The sequence below is a fragment of the Streptomyces sp. ICC4 genome (genome assembly GCF_003287915.1).
GTDB lineage: Bacteria > Actinomycetota > Actinomycetes > Streptomycetales > Streptomycetaceae > Streptomyces > Streptomyces tritrimontium.
Genome location: NZ_CP030286.1, coordinates 2,268,954 through 2,293,369, shown reverse-complemented (window position 1 = coordinate 2,293,369; position 24,416 = coordinate 2,268,954). Strand labels below are relative to the sequence as shown.

The 24,416-nt window shown below is 72.6% G+C and carries 21 protein-coding genes; 11 read left to right on the top strand and 10 right to left on the bottom strand.

What is annotated here, in order from left to right:
• Window positions 1–242 precede the first annotated feature (242 nt).
• The gene (locus DRB89_RS10610; protein WP_112446401.1) at window positions 243–1,784 is read right to left on the bottom strand and encodes a leucyl aminopeptidase; all 1,542 of its coding nucleotides are present in this window, start codon (window positions 1,782–1,784) and stop codon (window positions 243–245) included.
• Window positions 1,785–2,130: 346 nt separating this feature from the next.
• Here DRB89_RS10610 and DRB89_RS10605 point away from each other — a divergent pair, with 346 nt between their 5' ends.
• From DRB89_RS10605 to DRB89_RS10585, 5 genes are all read left to right on the top strand, one after another.
• Window positions 2,131–4,158, top strand: a complete 2,028-nt coding sequence (locus DRB89_RS10605) for a hypothetical protein (protein ID WP_112446400.1) — start codon at window positions 2,131–2,133, stop codon at window positions 4,156–4,158.
• 100 nt (window positions 4,159–4,258) lie between these two features.
• Window positions 4,259–5,788, top strand: coding sequence for a GT4 family glycosyltransferase PelF (gene pelF / locus DRB89_RS10600; RefSeq protein ID WP_112446399.1), 1,530 nt, complete (start codon window positions 4,259–4,261; stop codon window positions 5,786–5,788).
• Window positions 5,785–7,314 carry a hypothetical protein gene (locus DRB89_RS10595; protein ID WP_112453134.1) on the top strand — a complete coding sequence of 510 codons (1,530 nt, stop codon included), beginning with the start codon at window positions 5,785–5,787 and terminating at the stop codon, window positions 7,312–7,314. The genes pelF and DRB89_RS10595 overlap by 4 nt, the downstream gene beginning before the upstream one ends.
• Window positions 7,315–7,329: 15 nt before the next feature.
• The gene (locus DRB89_RS10590) at window positions 7,330–8,022 is read left to right on the top strand and encodes a spherulation-specific family 4 protein (protein ID WP_239516077.1); all 693 of its coding nucleotides are present in this window, start codon (window positions 7,330–7,332) and stop codon (window positions 8,020–8,022) included.
• Complete coding sequence (locus tag DRB89_RS10585; protein ID WP_204357609.1) at window positions 8,019–8,846, top strand: endo alpha-1,4 polygalactosaminidase; 828 nt, start codon at window positions 8,019–8,021, stop codon at window positions 8,844–8,846. Before DRB89_RS10590 ends, DRB89_RS10585 begins: the two co-directional genes overlap by 4 nt.
• A 52-nt stretch (window positions 8,847–8,898) precedes the next feature.
• Here DRB89_RS10585 and DRB89_RS10580 read toward each other — a convergent pair whose 3' ends face one another.
• From DRB89_RS10580 to DRB89_RS10560, 5 genes are all read right to left on the bottom strand, one after another.
• A complete protein-coding gene (locus DRB89_RS10580) occupies window positions 8,899–10,119 on the bottom strand; it encodes a histidine kinase (RefSeq protein WP_112446398.1) in 1,221 nt (406 codons plus the stop codon).
• A 33-nt stretch (window positions 10,120–10,152) separates the two neighbouring features.
• A complete protein-coding gene (locus tag DRB89_RS10575; RefSeq protein ID WP_112446397.1) occupies window positions 10,153–10,875 on the bottom strand; it encodes a hypothetical protein in 723 nt (240 codons plus the stop codon).
• Entirely contained in the window at window positions 10,872–12,812 is a 1,941-nt protein-coding gene (locus DRB89_RS10570) for a phosphatidylglycerol lysyltransferase domain-containing protein (RefSeq protein ID WP_204357608.1), read from the bottom strand. Before DRB89_RS10570 ends, DRB89_RS10575 begins: the two co-directional genes overlap by 4 nt.
• 84 nt (window positions 12,813–12,896) lie before the next feature.
• Window positions 12,897–13,985, bottom strand: a complete 1,089-nt coding sequence (gene cobT / locus DRB89_RS10565) for a nicotinate-nucleotide--dimethylbenzimidazole phosphoribosyltransferase (protein WP_112446396.1) — start codon at window positions 13,983–13,985, stop codon at window positions 12,897–12,899.
• Between the two features lie 73 nt (window positions 13,986–14,058).
• Complete coding sequence (locus DRB89_RS10560; RefSeq protein ID WP_112446395.1) at window positions 14,059–15,291, bottom strand: bifunctional adenosylcobinamide kinase/adenosylcobinamide-phosphate guanylyltransferase; 1,233 nt, start codon at window positions 15,289–15,291, stop codon at window positions 14,059–14,061.
• A 104-nt stretch (window positions 15,292–15,395) separates the two neighbouring features.
• Here DRB89_RS10560 and DRB89_RS10555 point away from each other — a divergent pair, with 104 nt between their 5' ends.
• Complete coding sequence (locus DRB89_RS10555; protein WP_112446394.1) at window positions 15,396–15,608, top strand: hypothetical protein; 213 nt, start codon at window positions 15,396–15,398, stop codon at window positions 15,606–15,608.
• Window positions 15,609–15,682: 74 nt separating this feature from the next.
• Here DRB89_RS10555 and DRB89_RS10550 read toward each other — a convergent pair whose 3' ends face one another.
• Window positions 15,683–16,441 carry a class I SAM-dependent methyltransferase gene (locus tag DRB89_RS10550; RefSeq protein WP_112446393.1) on the bottom strand — a complete coding sequence of 253 codons (759 nt, stop codon included), beginning with the start codon at window positions 16,439–16,441 and terminating at the stop codon, window positions 15,683–15,685.
• A gap of 53 nt (window positions 16,442–16,494) precedes the next feature.
• Window positions 16,495–17,103 (bottom strand): DUF3043 domain-containing protein, encoded by a 609-nt coding sequence (locus DRB89_RS10545; RefSeq protein ID WP_204357607.1) that lies wholly within the window; start codon window positions 17,101–17,103, stop codon window positions 16,495–16,497.
• Window positions 17,104–17,394: 291 nt separating this feature from the next.
• On the opposite strand from DRB89_RS10545, the gene DRB89_RS10540 reads away from it, so the two are divergent.
• Complete coding sequence (locus tag DRB89_RS10540; RefSeq protein ID WP_112446391.1) at window positions 17,395–18,186, top strand: PspA/IM30 family protein; 792 nt, start codon at window positions 17,395–17,397, stop codon at window positions 18,184–18,186.
• A gap of 14 nt (window positions 18,187–18,200) precedes the next feature.
• Window positions 18,201–18,479, top strand: coding sequence for a hypothetical protein (locus tag DRB89_RS10535; RefSeq protein WP_112446390.1), 279 nt, complete (start codon window positions 18,201–18,203; stop codon window positions 18,477–18,479).
• Between the two features lie 99 nt (window positions 18,480–18,578).
• On the opposite strand, the gene DRB89_RS10530 is transcribed toward DRB89_RS10535, so the two are convergent.
• On the bottom strand, window positions 18,579–19,343 hold the full coding sequence (locus tag DRB89_RS10530; protein ID WP_112446389.1) for a hypothetical protein: 765 nt from the start codon (window positions 19,341–19,343) through the stop codon (window positions 18,579–18,581).
• A 150-nt stretch (window positions 19,344–19,493) separates the two neighbouring features.
• Between DRB89_RS10530 and DRB89_RS10525 the strand changes: the two genes are divergently transcribed.
• From DRB89_RS10525 to DRB89_RS10515, 3 genes are read left to right on the top strand one after another with little or no spacing between them, the layout of a single operon-like run.
• Entirely contained in the window at window positions 19,494–20,381 is an 888-nt protein-coding gene (locus DRB89_RS10525; RefSeq protein WP_112463255.1) for a MurR/RpiR family transcriptional regulator, read from the top strand.
• Window positions 20,382–20,418: 37 nt separating this feature from the next.
• The gene (gene murQ / locus DRB89_RS10520) at window positions 20,419–21,351 is read left to right on the top strand and encodes an N-acetylmuramic acid 6-phosphate etherase (protein WP_112450963.1); all 933 of its coding nucleotides are present in this window, start codon (window positions 20,419–20,421) and stop codon (window positions 21,349–21,351) included.
• A 37-nt stretch (window positions 21,352–21,388) separates the two neighbouring features.
• Window positions 21,389–22,936: a PTS transporter subunit EIIC gene (locus tag DRB89_RS10515; protein ID WP_112450964.1), complete on the top strand. Its 1,548-nt coding sequence runs from the start codon at window positions 21,389–21,391 to the stop codon at window positions 22,934–22,936.
• Between the two features lie 139 nt (window positions 22,937–23,075).
• Here the strand turns inward: DRB89_RS10515 and DRB89_RS10510 are convergent, their stop codons facing one another.
• On the bottom strand, window positions 23,076–24,389 hold the full coding sequence (locus tag DRB89_RS10510) for a lipase family protein (protein ID WP_162688533.1): 1,314 nt from the start codon (window positions 24,387–24,389) through the stop codon (window positions 23,076–23,078).
• Window positions 24,390–24,416 lie beyond the last annotated feature (27 nt).

Genomic DNA, 24,416 nt, shown 5'->3' with positions numbered 1-24,416 from the left:
TTGTTTCTTCGGCCCTGTGGTGGGGGCCCTGTCCTGCCGAGAACCCATCTTCGCATTTGTCGGGGGAACGCGGGACGGCGGCCCTGCCCTGGGACAGGTCGATCTGCCCGAACCGGGGGTTACCACAGCGTAGAAACGTACGGATTTCGTTGAAAGTGAACAGGCCCCGGCCCCGATCAGAAAATCTGATCAAGGACGGGGCCTGTCAGCCGCTGTGGTGCGGCGGTCCTACGCCCGACGCGTCAGCCCAGGTCGCCCGTGGCCGTGCGCTCGGCGAGGCGCACCAGGGTGCGCACGGCGGAGCCGGTGCCGCCCTTGGGGGTGTAGCCGTACGGGGCGCCCTCGTGGAAGGCGGGACCCGCGATGTCGAGGTGGGCCCAGGTGATGCCCTCGCCGACGAACTCCTGCAGGAAGAGGCCGGCCACCAGGCCGCCGCCCATCCGGACGCCCATGTTCGCGATGTCGGCGGTGGGGGAGTCCATGGACTTGCGCAGGTCCGCGGGGAGCGGCATCGGCCAGGAGGCCTCGCCGACCTCCTCGGCGATCTCGTGGACCGAGGTGCGGAAGGCGTCGTCGTTGGCCATGATGCCGAAGGTGCGGTCGCCCAGGGCCATCATCATGGCGCCGGTCAGGGTCGCGACGTCGACGATCGCGTCCGGGTTCTCCTCGGAGGCCTTGGTCAGCGCGTCACCCAGGACCAGGCGGCCCTCGGCGTCCGTGTTGAGGACCTCGACGGTCTTGCCGCTGTACATGCGCAGCACGTCGCCGGGCTTGGTGGCGGAGCCGGACGGCATGTTCTCGGCGAGCGCGAGCCAGCCGGTGACGTTGACCTGGAGGCCGAGCTTGGAGGCCGCGACGACGGAGGCGAAGACGGCGGCGGCGCCGGCCATGTCGCACTTCATCGTCTCGTTGTGGCCGGCCGGCTTGAGGGAGATGCCGCCGGAGTCGTAGGTGATGCCCTTGCCGACGAAGGCGAGGGTCTTCTCCGCCTTGGGGTGGGTGTAGGTGAGCTTCACCAGGCGCGGCGGGTTCTCGGAGCCCTTGCCGACGCCCATGATGCCGCCGTAGCCGCCCTTGAGCAGGGCCTTCTCGTCCAGGACCTGGACCTTGATGCCGTTCTCCTTCGCGGTCGCGGAGGCGACGGCGGCGAAGGCCTCGGGGGTGAGGTCGTTCGGCGGGGTGTTGACCAGGTCGCGGGCGATGTTGACCTCGGTCGCGACGACCGTGGCGCGCTCGGCGGCGGCCTTGTGCTCCTTGTCGCGCGGCTTGGCGCCGAGCAGGGCCACCTCGGCGAGCGGCAGCTTGGGGCCGCCGTTCTTGGCCGGGTTCTTGGCGGTCTTCGTCTCGCCGCCCTGGTAGGCGGTGAAGGCGTACGCGCCCAGCAGCGCGCCCTCGGCGACGGCCGTGACGGCGGAGGCGTCGTCGAGGGGGAGCGCGAAGGCGGCCTTCTTGCTGCCGTGCAGTGCGCGGGCGGCGGCACCGGCGGCGCGGCGCAGCGCCTCCTCGTCGTACGACTCGTCCGTCTCGGGGACGGGACCCAGCCCGACCGCCAGCACGACCGGGACCTTGAGGCCGTCCGGGGCCGGAAGCTTGGTGATCTCGCCTTCGGCGCCCGAGGCACCGAGTGCTTCGAGGAGGGCGGCGAGCTTTCCGTCGTACGCCTTGTCCACGGCCTCGGCGCCCGCGGCCACGACGGGGCCCTTGGGGCCCTTCGCCACGCCGACGACGAGGGCGTCGGCGCGCAGCGTCGCCGGTCCGGCAGTGCTGAGAGTCAGAGCAGTCACGGTGGTGAAGTCTCGCTTCCGTTTTGGTGGTGTGGGCCGAGTGGGTGGCCGGCCGTCCGTAGCGATCGTATTCGGGCCCGATGGCCGCCGGAAATGAGCCTACGCGTACGCAGTCGTCCGCACGCCACTCGAAGGTTTGGCAAGTTGTTCGATCAAGAGACTGCCAGGTTCACCCATCTGTGGCCTCTGTTCCAGGTTTGCCCCTTAGACCTGACGAGGTCCGAGAGACTCGGGCCACTCTCGCAAGGGGACGCGGGGTTCCTTTGCATCATTTCCACAGAGCTTCCCCGGCCTGGCCCAACGGCACCGGCCGAAGTCGAGGACGCCTGCGGGGGGAAAGGCCGAAATGGTCCAGAAGAAGAACCGGATGAACAGGCTCGCCGCCGTGTGCCTCGCGGCTGCCATAGCGTCCGTTGCAGTACCCGGAGCGACCGCCTCGGCGGCCGTCACTCCGCGCATCGACCTGAGGGTGCTCGTCGTTGACGACGGCGGCAGCTCGGTCGAGGCGATCACGGCGGAACTGCGCGACACCGGAGTTCCGTACACCCGCGTCGACCTGGGCAGCGGCAGCCGCCCCGTGGTCAACGCGGCGTTCCTCGCCGACACGGTCGACGGGCGGCCGCGCGCCAAGTTCCAGGGCGTGGTGCTGCCGAACGAGAACCCGTTCGGCGCGGGCTCGGCCGAGATGGCCGCGCTCACCGCGTACGAGACGACGTACGGGATCCGCCAGGTGGACGCGTACACCTGGGCGCACCCGGGGGTCGGCCTGGAGTACACCGACAACGGCGGCTACAGCGGGACGCTCGACGGCACGCAGGCCGCCGTCACCGCGGCCGGCAAGACGGGCCCCTTCGGCTACCTCGGCGGCCAGGTCGCCTTCGAGGACAACTCGGCGCTGATCCCGGAGAGCTACGGGTTCATGGCCAAGCCGCGGACCGGCTACACCAGCTACCTCGACGCCCCGGTCGGCTCCGGACGGGCCTCGCTCGTCGGCGAGTACACCCACGACGGGCGCAGCGAGCTGGTCGTCACCTTCGGGTACAACCAGTACCAGCAGCAGTTCCGGCTGCTGGCCCGCGGCATCGTCGAGTGGGTCACCCAGGGCGTCCACCTCGGCCAGGAGCGCAACTACTTCGCGGTCCACGTCGACGACGTCTTCGCCCCGGACGCCCGCTGGAGCAAGGAGCTCAACTGCACCCCCGGCGACTACGCCTGTGCGGGCGGCGAGGGCCAGGAGTCCACGATCCGGATGACGGCCGCCGACGCCCAGTACCTGGCGCAGTGGCAGACGTCGAAGAACTTCAAGCTCGACCTGCTCTTCAACGCGGGCGCGGGCGAAGAGTGGAAGGCTTCGAGCGGCAACACCGACGCGCTGACCGCCCAGCTCATCGCCGACCGGGCGAAGTACCGGTGGATGAACCACACCTACACCCACCCGTTCCTCGGCTGTGTCCAGGACACCACCACGACCCCGTGGACCTGCACGAAGAACGCCCAGGGCGCCGTCAACTGGATGAGCCGCGCCGAGATCTCGGCGCAGATCCGGGACAACAACAACTGGGCCGCCTCCAAGGGCATCACCACCGACAGGACCGAGCTGGTCACCGGTGAGCACTCCGGCCTCAAGACCCTTCCGCAGCAGGGCCAGGACAACCCCAATCTGGCCGGCGCGCTCGCCGACAACGGTGTGAGGTGGGCGGGCAGCGACAACTCCCGCGAGCCCGTGCAGCGGCCGGTGGGCGCCGCGCTGACCGTCCCCCGGTACCCGATGAACGTGTACTACAACACGGGCACGAACTCCGAGATGGCCGACGAGTACAACTGGATCTACACCAGCCGGGCCCACGGCGGCAGCGGGATCTGCGAGGACAACCCCGGCACCTCCACCTGCCTGCCGGCCCCGCTCGACGCCGACACCGGCTACCTGGGCTACATCGTCCCGGCCGAGGCCAGGACCGCCATGCGGCACGTCCTGAACAACGACCCGCGCCCGCACTACGTCCACCAGAGCAACCTGGCCGAGGACCGCACCCTCTACCCGGTGCTCAACTCGGTCCTCGACTCCTACCGCACGCTCTACGCGCCCAGCGCGCCGATCGTGAACCAGAGCATGAAGGACACCGGCGTCGAGCTCCAGCGCCGCGCCGCCTGGAACGCCGCGATCGCCGCCAACCAGGTCACCGCCTACCGCATCGGCAAGGACGTCACCGTCAAGGCGCCCTCCGGAGTCGTCGCCCCGCTCACCGCGCCCACCGGCACCAAGAAGCAGCTGCTGCTCGGCACCGCCGACTTCGGCACCGCCTACGCCGGCTCCCGCTCCACCTGGACGGCCCCCGAGCTGCTCCAGAGCGCGGTCACGCTGCGCATGCCCTGACCGCCCGGGCCCTGACGAGTCGACCACACGTACGACCTAGCGCCGGCGCTCCGCGAACCACGGGCGCCGGCCCCTTTTCCGTCCTGGGGGGACACACCGCATGAGCCATGGGCGTCATGTCACCATGCTCACCGAAGGCACGTACCCGCACGTCCACGGGGGCGTCAGCACCTGGTGCGACCAACTGGTGCGCGGCATGCCGGAGGTCGACTTCAACGTCATAGCCCTGACCGGCTCCGGACGTGAGCCGGTCACCTGGGAACTGCCGCGCAACGTCTACCGCCACACCGCCGTTCCGCTCTGGGGGCCCGCGCCGGCCAGGAAGCTGCGCTCCGGCCTGCGGGGCAAGGCCCGGCGCCGCTTCACCGAGACCTACGAGACCTTCCTGCTCTCCCTGCTGGACCCGCAGCGCGGGGGATTCTCCGAATCGCTGCGCGAACTGGCCCTGCTGGCCCGCGCCGGCCGGCTCGCCCCGGCCCTGCGCTCCGAATCGGTCCTGCGCCTGCTGATGACCGTCTGGACCCGCGCCGGCCTCGCGACCGCGGACGCCGAGCCCACCATCCACGACGCGCTCACCGCCACCGACCTGCTGGAACACGCGCTGCGCCCGCTGTCCGTGCGGATCCCGCCCGACAGCGTCGCGCACGCCGTCAGCAGCGGGCTGGCCACCCTCCCCGCGCTCGCCGCCAAGTACCTCGACCAGGTGCCGTTCCTCCTCACCGAGCACGGGATCTACCTGCGCGAGCGCTACCTCGGCTACCGCACCGCCGAACAGCGCTGGCCCGTCAAGGCGCTGATGCTCGGCTTCTACCGCGAGCTCAACACCGAGGGCTACCGGCAGGCCGACCTGATCACCCCGTGCAACCAGTACAACCGCCGCTGGGAGGAGCGCGGGGGCGCCGCGTCCGAGCGGATCCGCACCGTCTACAACGGGGTCGACCCGCACGCCTTCCCCGAGGCGGGTCCCGAACCGGAGGTCCCCACCCTCAGCTGGTGCGGCCGCATCGACCCGATCAAGGACCTCGAAACCCTGATCCGGGCCTACGCGTTCATGCGCGAGGAGCTGCCCGCCCTGCGGCTGCGCCTCTTCGGCCCGGTCCCGGCCGGGTGCGAGGAGTACAAGCTCACGCTGGAGAAGCTCGCCGCCGAGCTGGGGGTGAGCGACGGGATCTCCTACGAGGGCCGCATCAGCGACGTCGCCCGGGCCTACGCGGCCGGCTCCGTCGTGATGCTCTCCTCCATCAGCGAGGGCTTCCCCTTCTCGATCATCGAGGCCATGTCCTGCGGCCGCACCACCGTCTCCACCGATGTGGGCGGGGTCCGCGAGGCCGTCGCCGACACCGGCCTCGTCGTCCCGCCGCGCGAGCCCGAGACCATGGCCCGCGCCACCCTCGCCCTGCTCCGCGACGACGAACGCCGCGCCGAGCTGGGCCGGATGTCCCGCAAGCGGGTGGTCGAGAAGTTCACGCTCCACCAGTCCGTGGACGGCTTCCGGCACATCTACCGCGAACTTGCCCATGAAAAGCATGCGGGCCAGCCCGTGCTGCCCGTGCACGCGGGCGACGCGTGGACCCAGCGGCTCGCCGACCCCTGGTACAAGGAACTGGCCGCCGACGGGAGCCTGTGGTGAGCGGATCGCTTTGGCTGAAAGTGCCCGGCGGCGACACCCTGCCCGCCGTGCCCCGGCCCCGCAAGAGCGCCGAGCCCGCCGAGGACCCGATGGACGAGCTCGCGGGGCGCCTCGACCTCCTCATCGCGGCCGCCGTACACCCGGACGAGATCGCGGCCGTCCTCGAATCCGACGGGATGACCGACGAGCACATCCGGCTCACCTACGGGCGCGAGGACTCCTTCGGCCTCGCCGAGGAGCTCTACGCCCGCGTGCCGCGCTCCTACCCGGAGCCCGACCGGGTGCCCGACCCCTGGAAGGTCCCCCTCACCGCCTGCCTCCTGCGCGGGGTGATCTTCGCTCTGCCCGGCCTCGCCTACCTGCTGGGCGCACCCCTCCTGGAGGGGCCCAAGGACCGGCTGGGGCTGCCCGCCGGGACGCTGACCCTGCTCGCCGGGGCCCTCATCGGCTGGGTCTGGGACCAGACCCTGTCCCACCGGGCCTACTCCTGGCTCGGCCTCGGCGACCGCCACGCCGCCGGGCGGACCCTGCTGCTCGGCGCCCCCGCCGGGGCCCTGCTCGGCACCGCCGCCGCGCTGGCGGTGCCCGGCGGGCCCCCGTTCTCCTACGCCTTCGCCGCCGGCCAGGCCCTGTACGTCGGGGCCGCCACCGTGCTGCTCGTGCTGGGGCGGGAGCGGGTGCTGCTCGCCGCGCTGGCCCCGATGGCCTGCGGGGCGGTGCTCGCGCTGCTGGTGGAACTGCCCGTTCCGGTGCGGGTCTGCCTGCTGGCGCTCTCCCTGCTGGCCGCCTGCGCGCTGGCCCTGCGGGAGCTCCCCCTGGCCGACGGGGTACGGGCCCTCGTGCGCCGGGTCCGCACCTGGAGCGAACGCCGCCCGGGCGAACGGGGCCCGGTCCGCTGGCAGATGCTGCGCGGCGCCGAGGAGGAGTACGCGCCGCGCGGCCCCCGGATCGGCGACTCCGTCCCGTACGGGGTCTTCGGCCTGGGCACCGGCCTGCTCGTGCTGTACGCCGCCCTCGGCGAGGTGCTCGCGGGCGGCCCGGTCGAGGCGGTCGCGGCCCCCTCGGCGGTGGCCCTCACCCTCAGCATGGGCCCCGCCGAATGGCTGCTCCACCGGTTCCGCAGCGGCAGCCTGGCCGGGCTGCGGGCGGCCCGCTCGCCCCGGCAGTTCCGGCTGCGGATGCTCGCGACCCTGACCCAGTGCCTCGCCGCCTACCTCGCGGTGCTGCTCGCCCTCGGCGTCACCGGAACCCTGCTCTGGCCCGGCGCGCCCACCCTGACCGGGGTGCGCACCGCCACCCTGCTGCTGCTCGGCGCCGTGATGTGGACCGGGCTGCTCCTGCAGTCCTTCGGGGCGGTGCGGCCCGCCGCGGTCGTCGTCGCCTCGGCCGCCGTGGCGCAGAGCCTGGCCCTGCTCCTCGGAGCGGGCCAGCCGCGTGCCGTGCAGGTGGCCGTCGCCGGGGCCGCGGCCCTCGCGCTGGGCACGCTCGTCTGCCTGCTGCTCGGCCGCGCGACGGCCCACCGCTGAGGGGGCCGGACCCGGATGCACGTGATCCCGTACGAGAAGAAGGACCCCATGCTGCTGGTGCCCCTTTACGAGCATCCCGCCGACCGGCCCGAGGAATGGGAGCTGCTCATCCGCTCCGCGCCCCGGCTGCACTCGGTGGTGCTCAACCCCGACAGCGGGCCGGGCGACGCCCCCGACGAGCGGTTCGCCGCCGTCGCCGAGCGGCTGCGCGGAGCCGGGGTGCCCGTCCTGGGGTACGCCGACACCGACTACGGGCGCCGCCCGCACGCCGCCGTCGTCCAGGACCTGCTGCGCCACCGGGACTGGTACGGCACCGACGGGGCCTTCCTCGACCAGGCCGCCGCCGGCCCGGAGTTCCTCGCGCACTACGGACGGCTCGGCGTCGCCGCACGGGCCGCCGGGGCGCGGACCCTGGTCCTCAACCACGGAGTGCACCCGCACCCCGGCTACGCCGAACTCGCCGACCTGCTCGTCACCTTCGAGGGCCCCTGGGACGCCTACCGGGACGCGGCCGCCGTACCGCCGTGGACGGCAGACCACCCCGCCCAGCGGTTCTGCCACCTCGTGTACGCCGTCCCGCCGGGCGCCCCCGCCGAACTCGCCGGGCAGCTCGCGGTCCAGCGGGGCGCGGCCGTGCACTGCGCGGTCCCCGGGACGGGCGCGCACCCGTGGGGGACCCTTCCGTACGCACTGGAGGCCGCCGGATGAGACGGACCCTCGCGGGCCGCGGCACGCTGCTCCTCGCGGCGCTGCTGCTCCTCGCGTCCTGCACGTCCGCCCCGGAGGACGAGGACCTGCCGGACGACCTCTCGCCCGCCCCGGCGCCGGGGGAGCGCTGGCAGCCCGCGCCCGGCGTCGGCTGGCAGTGGCAGCTCACCGGGAAGCTCGACACCTCGGTGAAGGCGGCCGTCTACGACGTCGACGGGTTCACCACCACCAAGGAGCAGGTCGCCGAGCTGAAGGCGGCCGGCCGGCGGACCGTCTGCTACCTCTCCACCGGAGCCTGGGAGGACTTCCGGCCGGACGCCGGGGCCTTCCCGCCGGCGCTGCGCGGGGAGGGCAACGGCTGGGAGGGCGAGCGCTGGCTCGACATCCGGCGGCTCGCGGAGCTGGAGCCGCTGATCGCCGCCCGGTTCGACATGTGCCGGGACAAGGGCTTCGACGCCGTGGAGCCGGACAACATGGACGCCTACCGCAACAAGTCAGGGTTCCCGCTCACCGCCGCCGACCAGTTGGCGTACAACCGGCTGATCGCGAAGCTCGCGCACGACCGGGGCCTCGCGGTGGGGCTGAAGAACGACCTGGACCAGATCCCGCAGCTGGTGGGGGAGTTCGATTTCGCGGTCAACGAGCAGTGCATGCAGTACGACGAGTGCGACAAGCTCGCCCCGTTCGTGGAGGCGGGCAAGGCGGTCTTTCACGTCGAGTACGAGAAGCCGCTCGCGCAGTGGTGCCCGCGGGCCCGGGAGGCGAAGCTCAGCTCGCTGCAGAAGAAGTACGAACTGGGCGTCTGGCGCCAGGTCTGCCGGTAGCCCGGGGCTCCGGGCCGCCGGCCACCGGGGCCGGGGGCCCGGGGGCTCCGGGTCAGCCCGCCGGGATGATCGCGTGCACCCGGTAGCCGCCCCCGAACCGGGGGCCGGCGAAGCAGGAGCCGCCCAGGGCGACGGCCCGCTCGCGCATCCCGAGCAGGCCGTGCCCGCCGCCCTCGTCCACCGGCCGGGGCTCGGGACCGTCCGGGGTGCCGCCGTCGTCCAGCACGGTCACCTCCACGGAGCCGCCCACCCGGACCACGCTCACCTCGGCGTCCGCCCCCGGCCCGGCGTGCTTGCGCACGTTGGTCAGGGCCTCCTGGATCACCCGGTACGCCGCCAGGTCCACGGCGGCCGGCAGCGGGTCGCGGTCGCGTCCCAGCTGCACGATCACCTTCACCGGGAGCCCGGCGTGCCGGAAGGTGTCCACGAGGTCGTCCAGCACGGCCAGGCCCGGAGCGGGCTCGGTCGGCGCCTCCGGATCCCCGGACTGGCGCAGCAGCCCGACGGTGGCCCGCAGCTCGTTCAGCGCGGAGCGGCTGGCGTCGCGGACGTGGGCGAGCGCCTCCTTCGCCTGGTCGGGGCGCTTGTCCATGACGTGCGCGGCCACCCCGGCCTGCACGTTGACCAGGGCGATGTGGTGGGCCACCACGTCGTGGAGGTCCCGGGCGATGCGCAGCCGCTCCTCGGCGACCCGCCGCCGGGCCTCCTCCTCCCGGGTCCGCTCGGCGCGCTCGGCCCGCTCCTGGATGGCGTCGACGAAGGCCCGGCGGCTGCGCACCGCGTCCCCGGCGGCCGCGGCCATGCCGGTCCAGGCGAAGATGCCGATGTTCTCCTGCGCGTACCAGGGCAGCGGGCCGGCCAGCATGGCCACGCCCGTCAGCCCGGCCATGGTGAGCAGGCCGATCCGCCAGGTGGTGGGCCGGTCGCTGCGGGAGGCCAGCGTGTACAGGGCGATCACCGTGCACATGGCGACGGGCGCCCGCGGCTCCCCGGTGGTCAGCTCCAGCAGCGAGAGCCCGATCGTCGCGGCCAGTACGGTGCGGGGCCGCCTGCGCCGCAGCACGAGGACGGCCGCGCCGATGACCATCAGCACGAGCGAGAACGCCTCGGGGGTGCGGGTCCCGAAGGTCGGCCCGTGGGTCCCGTGCGGGTTGGCGAAGGAGCCGACGACCATGGCGACGAGCGCTCCGAGCGCGAGCACGGCGTCGCTGGCCAGCGGATGGTCCCGCGTCCACTGCCGGGCGGAGCCGAAGCGTCCGGGGTTAGTCGTCACCCCGATACGGTACGGCCTGCCCGTGCCCCACCCCTATGCCCTGTGCGAGGTCCTCGGCGGCGGAGGGGCCGGCGGGCGCACGCCGAGGGGGGTGCGCGAGCGCTCCGGGCCCCACTTGGCGCGCGCGAAGCAGAGCAGCATCACCGAGGCGATCGCCGCCAGGTGCTCCTTGCCCGCCAGGTTGTCCTTGAACAGCAGCTCGCCGATCATCACCACGATGACGACGGTGCCCGTCAGGTACGCCCGGTAGCGCCAGCAGACGTAGACGGCGAGGCCGACCACGGCGGCCGAGGGCCCGGTGTCGTTGACGATCCGGTCCGACACCGGCAGGCCGAAGGGGTGGTCCGCGCCGAGCGAGAGCCCGATCCGCGCGTACGTGGTCCCGGCCAGGGTGGCGATGTAGCCGATGACCAGCGTGCGCCACCAGCCGATGCAGATCTCCGAGATCCCGAAGACCAGCAGGATCTGGGCGAGCGCGCCCCACACCGGCAGGTCGAGCGCGGGCACGAACAGCGACAGGGGGGTCCGCAGCAGGGCCAGCCAGAGCGGGTCGGCGGCTTTGACCGACCCGAGGTTCTGGACCGGCTGGAAGCCCCATGACGTGTTCTGCACGATCTGGAAGACCGAAGTCAGCAGGACCGCGCCGATCGTCATCGGGATCGCCCGCCACTTGTCGTGGACGAGCGCGTCCCGGACCGTCCGGTACAGGGGCCCCCACTCGCGGCGGGCGAACCGCCGTAGTGAGGCAGTGGTCAACGCTTGCTCTCCAGATGTCTGCGGTGCATCCACTTCGGCAGGCCGGGGGCTTCCAGGAACCCCTCGGCCCGGCCCGCCGCGATACCGATCCGCAGCAGGTCCGAACTCTTCTCGAAGAGCATGAACCGCGGTTCCCAGATCGGCCGGTATTTGGCGTTGGCCCGGTAGAGGGACTCGATCTGCCACCAGCGCGAGAAGAAGCTCAGCAGCGAGCGCCACATGCGCAGCACCGGACCGGCGCCGAGCTTCGACCCACGCTCGAAGACGGAGCGGAACATCGCGAAGTTGAGCGAGACCTGTGTGACCCCGATCTCCTTTGAGCGCTCCAGGAGTTCGATGACCATGAACTCCATCAGGCCGTTCTCGGAATCCCGGTCACGGCGCATCAGGTCGAGGGACAGGCCCTTGGGTCCCCACGGCACGAAGGACAGCACGGCCCGCAGTGTGCCGTCGCCGTCGAAGCACTCCAGCATCACGCACTGGCCGTCGCCGGGATCGCCCAGTCGGCCCAGTGCCATGGAGAACCCGCGCTCGGTCGCGCCGTCGCGCCAGTCGTCGGCGCGCAGCAGGAGCACGTCCATCTCTTCGGACGGGATGTCGGCGTGGCGGCGGATGCGGACCGTGTACCCGGCCCGCTTGACACGGTTGTACGCCTGCCGGACGGTCCGCATGGCGCGGCCCTCCAGGGTGAACTCGGCGGTCTCGACGATCGCCTCGTCGCCCAGTTCCAGCGCGTCCAGCCCGTGCCGGGCGTAGATCTGCCCGGCCTCCTCGCTCGCCCCCATCACGGCGGGGACCCAGCCGTGCTCGCGGGCTTCGGCCAGCCAGGGGTCGATGGCGCCGGGCCAGGCCTCGGGGTCGCCGATCGGGTCGCCGGAGGCCAGCGAGACCCCGCCGACGACGCGGTAGGTGACGGCGGCCTTGCCGGTGGGGGACCAGATGACGGACTTCTCGCGGCGCAGCGAGAAGTAGCCCAGGGAGTCGCGGTCCCCGTGCCGGGCGAGCAGGGCGCGCAGCTTCTCCTCGTCGTCCTCGCCGATCGGGTCCACGGCGCGGCGCGAGCGGAAGGCCGCGAACAGCACGGCGAGCAGCAGCAGCGTCGACATGACGTTGATGGCGACGTCCACCCAGCCGGGGGTGGTGATCGCGTTGTACGCCTTGTCGTCCGGGGCCAGGGTGACCAGCCGCATCACCCCGTACCGCCAGCGGGCCAGGAACGTGGCGTCGGCGGCGTCCGGGTCGGTGTTGGTCGCACCGACGAGCAGGGCGGCGACCAGCGAGGTCAGCAGCAGGCCGACGGAGGCGACGAGGCTGGCGAGCAGCGGATTGGAGCGGTCGCCCTTGGCGTAGAACTCCCGGCGGCCCAGCAGCAGGGCGGCGACGAACAGCGAGGTCAGCGCGAAGGCCACCCAGTTCTGGGCGTGGTCGCGGAACTCCGGGTAGCAGAACTCGGAGGTGCCGCCCGAGCAGGGGGTGAAGGAGGCGACGGCCGCCACGGCGAACGCCAGCAGCAGCAGCCCGGCCAGGACGAGGTTGAGGATCCAGGCGGCCCGCTTGCGCCGGCCCATGGTGACGGTGAGCAGCAGCGAGAAGGCCGCGGAGGCGAAGCCCGCCGTGAGCAGGTACGGGGTGTAGAAATCGGCGGTGCTGTGCCGGCGCAGGTCCTGGCCGAGCGAGACCCACACCGCGCTGAGGAAGTTGATGAAGGTGACGGCGCGCAGGTACCACACCACGAACGCGGCGCTGCGCCGCGACCGGGTGCTGCCCCGGCCCCCTTCCCGGTTGGTGCCGGGGCCGTTCCCCTGGCCGTTCCCCTGGCCCTTCCCCTGGCCGGTCTCCCGGCTTCCCCCCGGTTTGCCGTTGCCGTTCGGGTCCCCACCGGTTCCCCGGTCGGTCTTCCGGTCGGTCTCTGCGCTGGTCAAACGGACCTCTCCCATAAAAAGCGATGATATGGGGCGTCGCAGTCCGTGCTCGGCAGTCCGGAGGACCGCGGCCTGGTCAGGACCGCGGGCCCCGGTGACTCATTCCGTCGGCTCGGCCGCCCTCCCCCAGACTTCGTCCGGGGGGACCCCCGGAGGGAGTTCCGCCGCGAGTGCGGCGGCCGCCTGGACGAGGGGAAGAGCCAGCAATGCCCCGGTTCCTTCTCCCACAGTGACGCCGTGGTCGAGCACAGGGTTGAGCGCCATCCGGTCCAGGGCCTTGGCCTGGCCGGGCTCCCCGCTGGCCTGTCCGGCCAGCCACCAGTCCGGCGCCCGGAACGCGGCGCGCTGGGCCACCAGCCCGCAGGCGGCCGAGACGACCCCGTCGAGGATGACGGGGGTCCGGCGCACCGCGCACTGGAGCAGGAAGCCGGTGATCGCGGCGACGTCCGCCCCGCCGACGGCCGCGAGCAGCGCGACCTGATCCCCGAGGACGGGCCGGGCGCGTCGCAGCGCGTCGCGGATCGCCGCGCACTTGCGCATCCAGGTCAGGTCGTCGATGGGCACGCCGCCGCGGCCGGTGACGACGGAGGCGTCGGTGCCGCACAGGGCGGCGACGAGCGTCGCGGCGACGGTGGTCCCGCCGACGCTCAGGTCCCCGAGCACGATCAGGTCGGTCCCGGAGTCGGCTTCCTCGTCCGCGATCCGCATCCCGAGCCGCAGCGCCTGCGAGGCCTCCTCGGCCGTCAGCGCGTCCTCCACGTCGATCCGCCCGCTGCCGCGCCGGACGCGGTGCTTGGTGATCTCCTCCGGCAGCAGGTCGAGATGGCAGTCCAGGCCCGCGTCGACGATCCGCACGGTGGCGCCGAGCCGCTCGGCCAGGATGGCCACGGGGCTCTTCCCGTCGAGGACGGCCCGCACCAGCTCGTGGGCGCTGCCGGCGGGCCGTACGGACACCCCCTCGGCGGCGATCCCGTGGTCGGCGGCGAACAGGACGACGCGCGGCCGCTCGATCGGCGCGACCGGCACCCGCCCCTGCGCGGCCGCGAGCCACTCGGCGAGCTCGTCGAGCCGCCCCAGCGCACCGACCGGCACGGCCAGCCGCTCACGGCGTTCCTCGGCATCACGCCGCACGCCCCCGTCGGGGCGCTCGATCAGATCAGAGAAGTCGTCGAGATTCAGCGTGGTCATTTGCCAGAGGGTACAGCCGACCCCCACGGGGCCCGAACGGTCCCGGCGGTCCGGATCGCGGTGCGGTACGGGGCTATTCCTTCAGGGTCGCCACCTGGCCGGCCACCACCAGCAGCACGTGCTCGCACTCGCCGGCGACCTCCGCGTTCAGCCGCCCCAGCTCGTCGCGGAAGCGCCTCCCCGACGCGGTCGCGGGGACCACGCCGGAGCCCACCTCGTTGCTGACCAGCACCACCGGGCGGCGGGTCGCGCGGACGGCCGCCACGAGCGCCGCGGTCCGCTCCCGCAGCTCCTTGGCGCCTCCGTTCGCCCAGACCGCGTCGTCCCAGGCCCCCGCCCGGTCCATGGCGTCCGTCAGCCACAGCGACAGGCAGTCGATCAGCAGCGCGGGCCCTTCCCGCGCCAGCAGCTCCGCCAGCTCGCAGGTCTCCACCGTCCGCCAGGACGACGGCCGCCGCTCCCGGTGGAGCCCGACCCGGGCGGCCCACTCCGCGTCGCCGTCCCTCGTACCGCCCGTGGCGACGTAGACGACTTCCGGGAAGCCGGCCAGCCGGCGCTCCGCCTCGTACGACTTGCCCGAGCGGGCCCCGCCCAGGACCAGCGTCCGGCGCGGCACGGCCGGCGCCTGCCGGTACTCCCCGGTCGTCACCGTCGTGCCGTCCGGCACCGCCCGCGCGCCCTCGGCCGCGCAGCGGCGGTCCAGCTCCCGGCCCGGCGGGGTGCCGTGGTCGACGTGGACGGCGATCACGTCCGTCGACGGGCCCACCGCCCCGCCGGCCCGCAGCCGTGCGAGCGCCTCGGGCCGGCCGAGGACGTCGGCGAGGACCACGTCGTAGGGGCGCGGCGCGGTGGTGCCTGCCCCGGACTTCGTCCGGGGGGAGCCCCCTGCGCCCGCGGGTGCGCCGCCGGGCGGCAGGTACAGCATCCGGGCGCCGTCCGGCCCGGTCACCTCGTACCCGGTGCCCGGCGCGTCCATGGGCACCGCCCGCACCCGGTGCCCGGAGATCACGGCGAGCTCCCGCCCGTCCGGCACCCGCCCGGCCGCCGGCAGCCCCGGCGGCAGCTCGACGGCCGGGCCGTCGTGCGGGTGGGTCAGCAGGACCTGCCGTACGGCGGCCAGGGAGTGCCCGGCGCGGGCGCCCGCGAGCACGGCTCCGGGGGTCAGGTCGAGCAGCAGCGCCCCGTCCACGAGCACGGCCGTGGCGGCGCGCGCCAAGGGGCCGATGCTGACCGCGCAGGCGGCGCAGGGACAGCCGGGGCGGGGCAGTCCTTCGGGTGTGCCGGTGCCGAGCAGAGTGAGTTCCACAGGATGATCCTCCCGCGTCGTCGAGACTGCTGCGCGCCCGGTTAGTCTGCGGGCACACTCAAGGTGAGAAGCGTGCGAGTGGCGGACGACCAACGGAGGCGGACATGGCGTGGACGTGGCGGTTCGAGACGGCGGACGGCAGTGAGACCGGTCCGTCGGTGGTGCCGGAGGAGTTCACCACGCAGGGCGACGCCGAGTCGTGGATCGGCGAGTACTGGAAGGACCTGCTGGAGGGCGGCACCGAGAAGGTGAAGCTGTCCGACGACAACGGCACCGAGCTCTACACGATGAGCCTGCGCGAGGCGCTCGACGCCTGATCCGGAGGGCCGGACATGCCGGAGCCCGGACCCGATGGACGGGTCCGGGCTCCGGCGCGTGTCGGGGGCGGGTCTCAGCCCCGTACGCCGCACAGGTGCAGCAGCGCGGCGATCCCGCGGTACGGGTCGGTCCGCCCGGCGCGGTCCTCGGCGGCCAGGAGCCGTTCCAGCTCGGCGTCGGCGGGGAGCTCCGCCCCGGCCTCCGTGCCGTCGGTGAAGACGCGTACGCCGTACCAGGTCTGCAGCGGGGCGCCGATGCCGGACAGGGTGGCGGTCAGCGCGGGCAGCCGGTCGGCGCGCACGTCCAGGCCGAGCCGGTTGGTGTAGCCGACGGTGTCGAAGGCGGCCAGCGCGGCCGGCCAGTCGCCGTCCAGGCCGGGCCGCATGGCGAGGGCGTCGCCGTTGCGCACCAGCAGGGACAGCAGCCCGCCGGGGGCCAGCATCCGGGCGAGCCCGGCGAGCATGGCGTCCGGTTCGGGCACGTACATGAGGACGCCGTGGCAGAGCACGACGTCGAAACTGCCCGGCAGGAAGTGCGCGCCGGTCTCCCGGCCGTCGCCCTCCATGAGGCGGACGCGGTCCTGGATCCCGGCGGGCTCCGCGGCCAGCGCCTCACGGGCGACGGCCAGCATGTCGGGGTCCTGCTCCAGACCGGTCACCTTGTGCCCGGCGCGGGCCAGGCGCAGCGCCTGGGTGCCCTGGCCCATGCCGACGTCGAGGACGCGCAGCCGCTGCCCGACGGGGAAGCGGTGCGCGATCTGCTCGTCGACCTGGCGGCCGACGAGCTCTTGGCGGACCGCGTTGCGCAGCCCCCCGAGCCCCTCGAGCCACAAGCGGGCACCGTCCGCGAAACCGCCCCCGCCGAACGCTCCGGGCGTTCCTCGGCTCAGGGCCGTTCCCCGCGCTTGACCTGCGGCTTCGGCAGACGGAGCCGGCGCATCTGGAGGGTGCGCATCAGGCCGTACGCGACGGCGCCGCGCTTGGGTTCGTCCGGGAAGCGCTGGTTCAGGGCCTTGCGCAGGCGGATGAACATGCCGACGGAGTCGACGATGATCAGCGCGATCACGCCGAGCCACAGCAGCAGCGCGATGTTCTGGATGGAGGGCACGCGGACCATGCTCAGCACCAGGATGACCACTGCCAGGGGCAGGAACATCTCGGCGACCGAGAAGCGGGAGTCCACGAAGTCGCGCACGTAGCGGCGGACGGGGCCCTTGTCGCGGTTGGGCAGGTAACGCTCGTCGCCACTGGCGAGAGCCTCGCGCTGCTTGGCCATCTCGACACGACGGCGCTCACGGGCTCGCTTGGCATCCTCCTTGCGATTGCCGGTCGAGGCCACCACGGCCTTGCGCTGCGACTGGGCCACAGCACGCTTCGGCGTAGGGCGGCCCTTCGGGGCCTGCGGGTCACGGGACTGCGAGAGGTCGGCGCTCACCTTGTCGGTGGCGGCGTCCTTCTCTTCCTTGGAGGATCGGCTACCAAACACAAAACCCAAGGGTACGTGGTTGTGGGCACGGCCCCCATCCCGGCGGGGAACGATCCGGCAACGGCGGGCGTCCTTCTTGTTGCGGACCTGCGAGCGGGCTGTGGGGGGAGCACCTACTCCTTACGCCTGACAAGGCGGCGTGGCAGTCGTCCTGGAGGAGGAGCGCATCCGTACTCGAACAGTGCGGTAATGGATGCAGGGCCCGTACTGTGGGTCCTGTGGCGATCATCTCGGGAGACCGGGGGTCGCGACTGTCGGTGACCTGAGCGAAGTCCGTCTAGAAGGGGGCGCGCGAAGCCCATGAGCGGTGTCATGAAGCGTATGGGGATGATCTTCCGCGCGAAGGCGAACAAGGCCCTTGACCGGGCCGAGGACCCGCGCGAGACCCTCGACTACTCGTACCAGAAGCAGCTCGAACTGCTGCAGAAGGTGCGCCGGGGCGTCGCCGATGTGGCGACCTCCCGCAAGCGCCTGGAGCTGCAGCTCAACCAGCTCCAGGGCCAGTCCAGCAAGCTGGAGGACCAGGGCCGCAAGGCGCTGGCCCTGGGTCGTGAGGACCTGGCCCGCGAGGCCCTGTCCCGCCGGGCCTCGCTGCAGCAGCAGGTCAGCGACCTGGAGGTGCAGCACCAGACCCTGCAGGGCGAGGAGGAGAAGCTGACGCTGGCCGCCCAGCGGCTGCAGGCCAAGGTGGACGCCTTCCGCACCAAGAAGGAGACCATCAAGGCCACCTACACGGCGGCCCAGGCGCAGACCCGGATCGCCGAGTCCTTCTCCGGCATCTCCGAGGAGATGAGTGATGTCGGCCTCGCCATCCAGCGGGCCGAGGACAAGACCGCCCAGCTGCAGGCGCGTGCGGGCGCGATCGACGAGCTGCTCGCCTCCGGCGCGCTCAGCGACGCGAGCGGGCTCGCCAAGGACGACCTCCAGGCCGAGCTGGACCGCATCTCGGGCGGTTCGGACGTGGAGCTGGAGCTCCAGCGGATGAAGGCCGAGCTGGCGGGCGGCCCGTCCGCCCAGCAGCAGGCCATCGAGGGCGGCGCCCCGGGCGCCGGCCAGCCGTCGCAGACCCAGAACCGGTTCGACAAGCAGTAGGACAGGGGCCCGTCATGATTGTCCGCATCATGGGGGAGGGGCAGGTGGAGCTGGCCGACAGCCACTTCACCGAGCTCAACAAGCTGGACGACGACCTGCTCGCGGAGATGGAAGCGGGCGACGAGGAGGGCTTCCGGCGCACGCTGGGCGAGTTGCTCGACGCCGTGCGCCGCCTCGGCGAGCCGCTACCGGACGAGGCGCTGGAGCCGTCCGAGCTGATCCTGCCCGCACCCGGCGCCTCGTTGGACGAGGTCAGGGAGATGCTCAGCGACGACGGCCTGATCCCGGGCTGAGACGCGCGCACGACGGCTGAGCCGCGCGCACGACGTACGGGCAAGGGCCCGGCCCCGGGGTGGTTTCCAGGGGCCGGGCCCTTCCTCATGCTCCGTGCGTCAGTGCTTCTCTTTGCCGGGGCCCCGCTCCGGGTCCGGGGTCCCGCCGATGAAGTTCTCGAGCTTGCGGCGCGGCGCCGCCCACCGGCGGTCGTGGTGGAAGGCGCGCAGCCCCGACTTGGCGCGGGCCTTCGGGCGGTTCGCGTAGAACTTCTTCGCGTACGGGGAACCGGGCCGGGCCAGCCGGATCGCGCCGATCATCGCGACGAAGGGGATGACCGTGCCGAAGAACGCGGTGCGCGGTTTGCCCTTCCACAGGGCGATCAGGGCCAGGAAGAAGTTGGTCGCCGTGTTTATGGCGACGAGCCCGCGGTTGTGCCGCTCGTCGGAGGTGAGGTCGTTGACCCCGAACGGCAGGAACCCGCCCAGGACCAGCGCCACGATCGCCGCCGTGAGGACCACGATCTCCACGCTCTTGCGGCCCTGCTCGCTCCAGTAGACGTCGTCCAGGTGCAGGATCAGCGCGAACTCGTCCAGCACCAGACCCGCGCCCAGCCCGAAGATCACGGCTGACAGCCCGGCCCCGAAACTGTGCCGGCTGCTGCCGATGGCGCCGAAGCCGCCGATGATCACGAGGATCACGCCCGGCACGACGTGGTGGATATGGAGCCCGCCCGGGGTGACGTTCTTGAACGGTCCGCGTCCCGCCCGGATCATCCGGGTGATCATCCGGGTCACGAGGAAGGACGTGACGAAGGAGAGCAGGGCGAGGAGCAGGGGGAGCTTCCCCGGCTCGACGATGTTTCGATACCACCAGTGACCCATACCGCAGACTCTCTGTTCGGCAGCTCCCGATTTTGACCGTAATGGGTAACTTACCGCCCGCGGTGAGCGGGTAGCGTTCGCGTCGATGACAGATTCGTACGACGGCCCGTCCCCCACGTCCCCTCCCACGCCCGCCGGGCCCTCTCCGCCCTGCGGGCCCGCGTCCGCAGCCTCGGCCCTTCGATGACCCGCTCCATGCAGGCCGTCGCCGAGGCCGTCGCCGCCGACCCCGCCGGGTGCGCCGCGCTCACCGTCAGCGACCTCGCCGCCCGCACCGGCACCAGCGAGGCCACCGTCGTCCGCACCGCCCGCCTCCTCGGCTACCCCGGCTACCGCGACCTGCGCCTCGCGCTCGCCGCGCTCGCCGCGCAGCAGGAGTCCGGCGCGGCCCCCGCCGTCACCGTGGACATAGCCGTCGACGACTCCCTCGCGAACGTGGTCGCCAAGCTCGCCCACGAGGAGGCCCAGACCCTCGCCGACACCGCCGCCGGCCTCGACGTCGCCGCCCTCGGCGCGGCCGTGACCGCCCTCGCGGGCGCCCGCCGCATCGAGATCTACGGCGTCGGAGCCTCCGGCCTCGTCGCCCAGGACCTCGCGCAGAAGCTGTCGCGCATCGGCCTCATCGCCCACGCGCACAACGACCCGCACCTGGCCGTCACCCACTCCGTCCTGCTCCGCCCCGGCGACGTGGCCGTCGCCATCACCCACTCCGGCGGCACCGGCGACGTCATCGACCCCCTGCGGATCGCCTTCGAGCACGGCGCCACCACCCTGGCGCTCACGGCCCGCGCGAACTCCCCCGTCGTCCACTACGCCGACCTCGTCCTGGCCACCTCCGCGGCCCGCGAGACCCAGCTGCGCCCGGCCGCCATGTCCAGCCGCACCAGCCAGCTCCTCGTCGTCGACTGCCTCTTCGTCGGCGTCGCCCAGCAGACCTACGCGACCGCCGCGCCCGCGCTGGCGGCCTCGTACGAGGCGCTCGCACCCCGCCACCACACCCCCGTCCCCACCGCCAAGCGCAACAGCACCACCCGCTAGCAGCCAGCAGCAGCCGTAGTAGTTCAGGAGCCCCCTCATGACCGCGTACAGCGAACTCCGTGCCCAGCTCGCCACCTTGACCACCGAGGCCTTCCGCCCCGAGCTGGCCGAGATCGACCGGCTGTCCACCCTCGAGATCGCCCGTCTCATGAACGCCGAGGACGCCACCGTCCCGGCCGCCGTCGCCGGCGAGCTGGAGACGATCGCGTCCGCCGTCGACGGGATCTCCGAGCGGATGGCCCGCGGCGGGCGCCTGATCTACGCGGGAGCCGGCACCGCCGGCCGGATGGGCGTACTGGACGCCAGCGAGTGCCCGCCCACCTTCAACACCGACCCCTCCGAGGTCGTCGGCCTGATCGCGGGCGGCCCCTCCGCCATGGTCAAGGCCGTCGAGGGCGCCGAGGACTCCAAGGAACTGGCCGCCGAGGACCTGGCCGCGCTGGCCCTGACCGCCGACGACACCGTCATCGGGATCTCCGCCTCCGGCCGCACCCCGTACGCGATCGGCGCCGTCGAGTTCGGCCGCGGCCGCGGCGCGCTCACCGTCGGCCTGTCCTGCAACGCGGGCTCCGCGCTCGCCGCGGCCGCCGACCTCGGCATCGAGGTCGTCGTCGGACCCGAACTCCTCACCGGGTCCACCCGCCTGAAGGCGGGCACCGCGCAGAAGCTCGTCCTCAACCTCATCTCGACCGTCACGATGATCCGGCTCGGCAAGACCTACGGGAACCTGATGGTCGACATGCGCTCCTCCAACGAGAAGCTGCGCGCCCGCGCCCGCCGCATCGTCTCGCTCGCGACCGGAGCCCCCGACGAGGAGATCGAGGCCGCGCTCGCCGCCTGCGACGGCGAGGTCAAGCAGGCCATCCTCGTCGTCCTCGGCGGAGTCGACGGCCCCACGGCCGCCGAACTGCTCACCGCCTCCAAGGGCCACCTCCGGGCCGCCCTCGCCCGCACCCAGACCCTCCGCTGACCCCCAGCTGACCCCCAGCAGCAAGGCGAACACCAAGATGTCCACTGACAAGAACCGCGCCACAGCCGCCGCGATCCTTCCTCTGGTCGGCGGCCCGGACAACATCGTCTCCATCGCGCACTGCATGACCCGTCTGCGCATCACCCTGCGCGACCGCTCCCTGGTCCAGGACGAGGCCCTCAAGGCCCTCCCCGCCGTGATGGGCGTCGTCGAGGACGACACCTACCAGATCGTGCTGGGACCGGGCACCGTCGCCCGCGTCACCCCCGAGTTCGAGGCCCTCGTCGCGGAAGGCCGCTCGGCGGCCCCGACCGCGGCCCCGACCGCCGCCCCGGCCCCCTCGGGCTCCGCCGGCCACGGCGCCGACGAGCTCGCCGCCCAGGGCGCGGCCATCAAGAACGCGCAGAAGGCGAAGAACTCCACCCCGTTCAAGCTGTTCCTGCGCCGCATCGCGAACATCTTCGTCCCGCTGATCCCGGCCCTCATCGGCTGCGGCATCATCGCCGGCCTCAACGGCTTCATCACGAACATGGGCTGGCTGCCCGCGGTCGTCCCGGCGCTCGCCGCGATGGCCACCGGATTCATGTCCCTGATCGCCGTCTTCGTCGGCTACAACACGGCCAAGGAGTTCGGCGGCACCGCGATCCTCGGCGGCGCCGTCGCCGCGATCATCGTCTTCCCGGGCGTCGCGAAGATCGACGCGTTCGGCCAGCAGCTCTCCCCCGGCCAGGGCGGCGTCCTCGGCGCCCTGGCGGCCGCGCTCCTCGCCGTCCAGGTGGAGAAGTGGTGCCGCAAGTGGGTCCCCGAGGCGCTGGACGTCCTCGTCACCCCCACCCTCACCGTCCTGATCTCCGGCCTGGTCACCATCTTCGGCCTGATGTTCGTCGCCGGCGAGGTCTCCTCCGCCATCGGTACGTTCGCCACCTGGCTGCTCGCCACCGGCGGCGCCTTCGCGGGCCTGGTCCTCGGCGGCCTCTTCCTCCCGCTGGTCATGCTGGGCCTGCACCAGGCCCTGATCCCCATCCACACCACCCTGATCGAGCAGACCGGCTACACCGTCCTGCTCCCCATCCTCGCCATGGCAGGCGCGGGCCAGGTCGGCGCCGCCATCGCCGTCTACTACAAGCTCCCGCGCAACCGCTCGCTCCGCGCCACCATCAAGTCCGCCCTCCCGGCCGGCTTCCTGGGCGTCGGCGAACCGCTGATCTACGGCGTCTCCCTCCCCCTGGGCCGCCCCTTCATCACCGCCTGCATCGGCGGCGCGGCGGGCGGGGCCTTCGTCGGCCTCTTCAACCAGCTGGGCACCGCCTTCGGCTCCACCGCCATCGGCCCCTCCGGCTGGGCGCTGTTCCCGCTGCTGGACGGCAGGTCGGGCATGGGGATGACCATCGCGATCTACGCGGGCGGCCTGGCCGTCGGCTACCTCGTCGGCTTCGCCGCCACGTTCTTCTTCGGCTTCACCCGACAGATGCTCGCCGAGTTCAACACCGACCCGGACGGCGGCGCACAAGCCGCCGCCGAGCCCGCCTCCCCGGCGCCGGTGAGCGAGCCCGCGGGCTCGGCGCCGGTCCCCGTGGGCAGCTGACCCCTGACATGCGAGAAGGCTCCCGGCCGGTGTGGTCCACCGGCCGGGAGCCTTTCCTGTCCACGTCACTTCGCGTCCACGTCACTTCGCGTCTACGTCACTTGGTGCGTACGCCGCCTCGTGCGTACGCCGCCTCGTGTCAGGCGCAGTTGGACGGAGCGGGACGGCCCGCGAAGCGGTCCGCGATCCAGCTCAGGTACTGCGGCTCGGCCACGTTGGGGATCGTCTGGTGCGTCGCCCCCTGGTACTTCGTGTACTGCACCGGCTTGTTGAAGCGGCAGGCCCGCTTCACGTACTCGTCGGTGGAGTTCGGGTTGATGACCGTGTCCGCCGTGCCCTGCATCACCAGGATCGGCGCCACCGAGGTGACCAGGCCCGCGGTGTTCTCGCGGAAGCGCTGGTGCCAGACCTCCGGCACCACCGACAGCGGCTGGAACAGCGTGTCGAGCTGCCCGACGTTGCCCACGTTGTTCTGGATCACGTCGGCGAGGTGCTCGATGCACATCACCCCGTCACCGCGCAGCGCCTCCAGGCCGGCCGGCTTCAGCACGTCCTCGGCCCTCAGCCCGGGGTAGGCCGCGAGGAAGCCCCGGTAGACGTTGACGCGCAGCGCCGCGTTGTGGGAGGGCGAGGTGGGGGACGTCGGTCCGGGCAGCACCAGGCCGCGGAAGTCCGGCCCCAGGTTGGCGGCGGGCGCGAGCGCCGCGATGCCGACCAGGTTGGTCTCCGGGGTGTACGCCTTGTAGTTCTGGGCGATGAAGGCGGCCGCGCCGCCGCCCTGCGACCAGCCGAGCACGGCCGCCTTGCGGTTCGCGTGGGTGTCGGTGATCTGGCGGGCCGCACGCACCGAGTCCAGGACGTTGTTCGTCTCCGTGACGGCGACCGTGTACTGGTGCACGCCCGGGGTCCCCAGACCCTGGTAGTCCGTGCCGACCACCACGTCACCGGAGTCGAGGAACTGCGTCAGCGCCGGCACGCCGACATCGATGCCCCACGGGCTGTCGTAGGTGTAATAGCCCACCAGGTCGGTGGCCGGGTTCGGCACGGCGGAGGGCGCGCACTGGCGCGGCCCGCCCACGGTCCCGTGGGCCCAGGCCACGACGTTGCGGCCGTGGCGCGGCGCGGGGGCGTCGGGCCAGGCCACGATGCCCGAGACGGCGACGGGGGTACCGCTCTGCAGCGTCGAGAGGTAGAGGATCCGGCAGGCGCGGGCACCGTTCGGGGCGTCGACGCGGCGGGCCCAGATCAGGTCACCGTGCTCACCCTCGGGCAGCGGCGACGGCGGGTCGTAGAACTTCTCGCCCTCCGGGCCGATCGGTACGCCCGGGGCGCACAGGCCCTTGCCACCCTTGCCGCCGTCCGGGTTCGTCGTCGCAGTGGCGGTCGTGCCGCAGCCCAGCGCGAGGATCGCGGCCAGACCGGCCGCGGCGATCGCCGAAAGCCGTCGTCTCATCATTTCGTCCATTCACTCGGTGCCGGA

Coding starts and splice junctions, on each gene's coding strand:
- DRB89_RS10605 (WP_112446400.1), top strand. CDS start 2,131: ATGGTCCAGAAGAAGAACCGGATGAACAGGCTCGCCGCCGTGTGCCTC.
- pelF (WP_112446399.1), top strand. CDS start 4,259: ATGAGCCATGGGCGTCATGTCACCATGCTCACCGAAGGCACGTACCCG.
- DRB89_RS10590 (WP_239516077.1), top strand. CDS start 7,330: ATGCACGTGATCCCGTACGAGAAGAAGGACCCCATGCTGCTGGTGCCC.
- DRB89_RS10585 (WP_204357609.1), top strand. CDS start 8,019: ATGAGACGGACCCTCGCGGGCCGCGGCACGCTGCTCCTCGCGGCGCTG.
- DRB89_RS10570 (WP_204357608.1), bottom strand. CDS start 12,812: ATGGGAGAGGTCCGTTTGACCAGCGCAGAGACCGACCGGAAGACCGAC.
- cobT (WP_112446396.1), bottom strand. CDS start 13,985: ATGACCACGCTGAATCTCGACGACTTCTCTGATCTGATCGAGCGCCCC.
- DRB89_RS10555 (WP_112446394.1), top strand. CDS start 15,396: ATGGCGTGGACGTGGCGGTTCGAGACGGCGGACGGCAGTGAGACCGGT.
- DRB89_RS10540 (WP_112446391.1), top strand. CDS start 17,395: ATGAGCGGTGTCATGAAGCGTATGGGGATGATCTTCCGCGCGAAGGCG.
- DRB89_RS10535 (WP_112446390.1), top strand. CDS start 18,201: ATGATTGTCCGCATCATGGGGGAGGGGCAGGTGGAGCTGGCCGACAGC.
- DRB89_RS10530 (WP_112446389.1), bottom strand. CDS start 19,343: ATGGGTCACTGGTGGTATCGAAACATCGTCGAGCCGGGGAAGCTCCCC.
- murQ (WP_112450963.1), top strand. CDS start 20,419: ATGACCGCGTACAGCGAACTCCGTGCCCAGCTCGCCACCTTGACCACC.
- DRB89_RS10515 (WP_112450964.1), top strand. CDS start 21,389: ATGTCCACTGACAAGAACCGCGCCACAGCCGCCGCGATCCTTCCTCTG.
- DRB89_RS10510 (WP_162688533.1), bottom strand. CDS start 24,389: ATGAGACGACGGCTTTCGGCGATCGCCGCGGCCGGTCTGGCCGCGATC.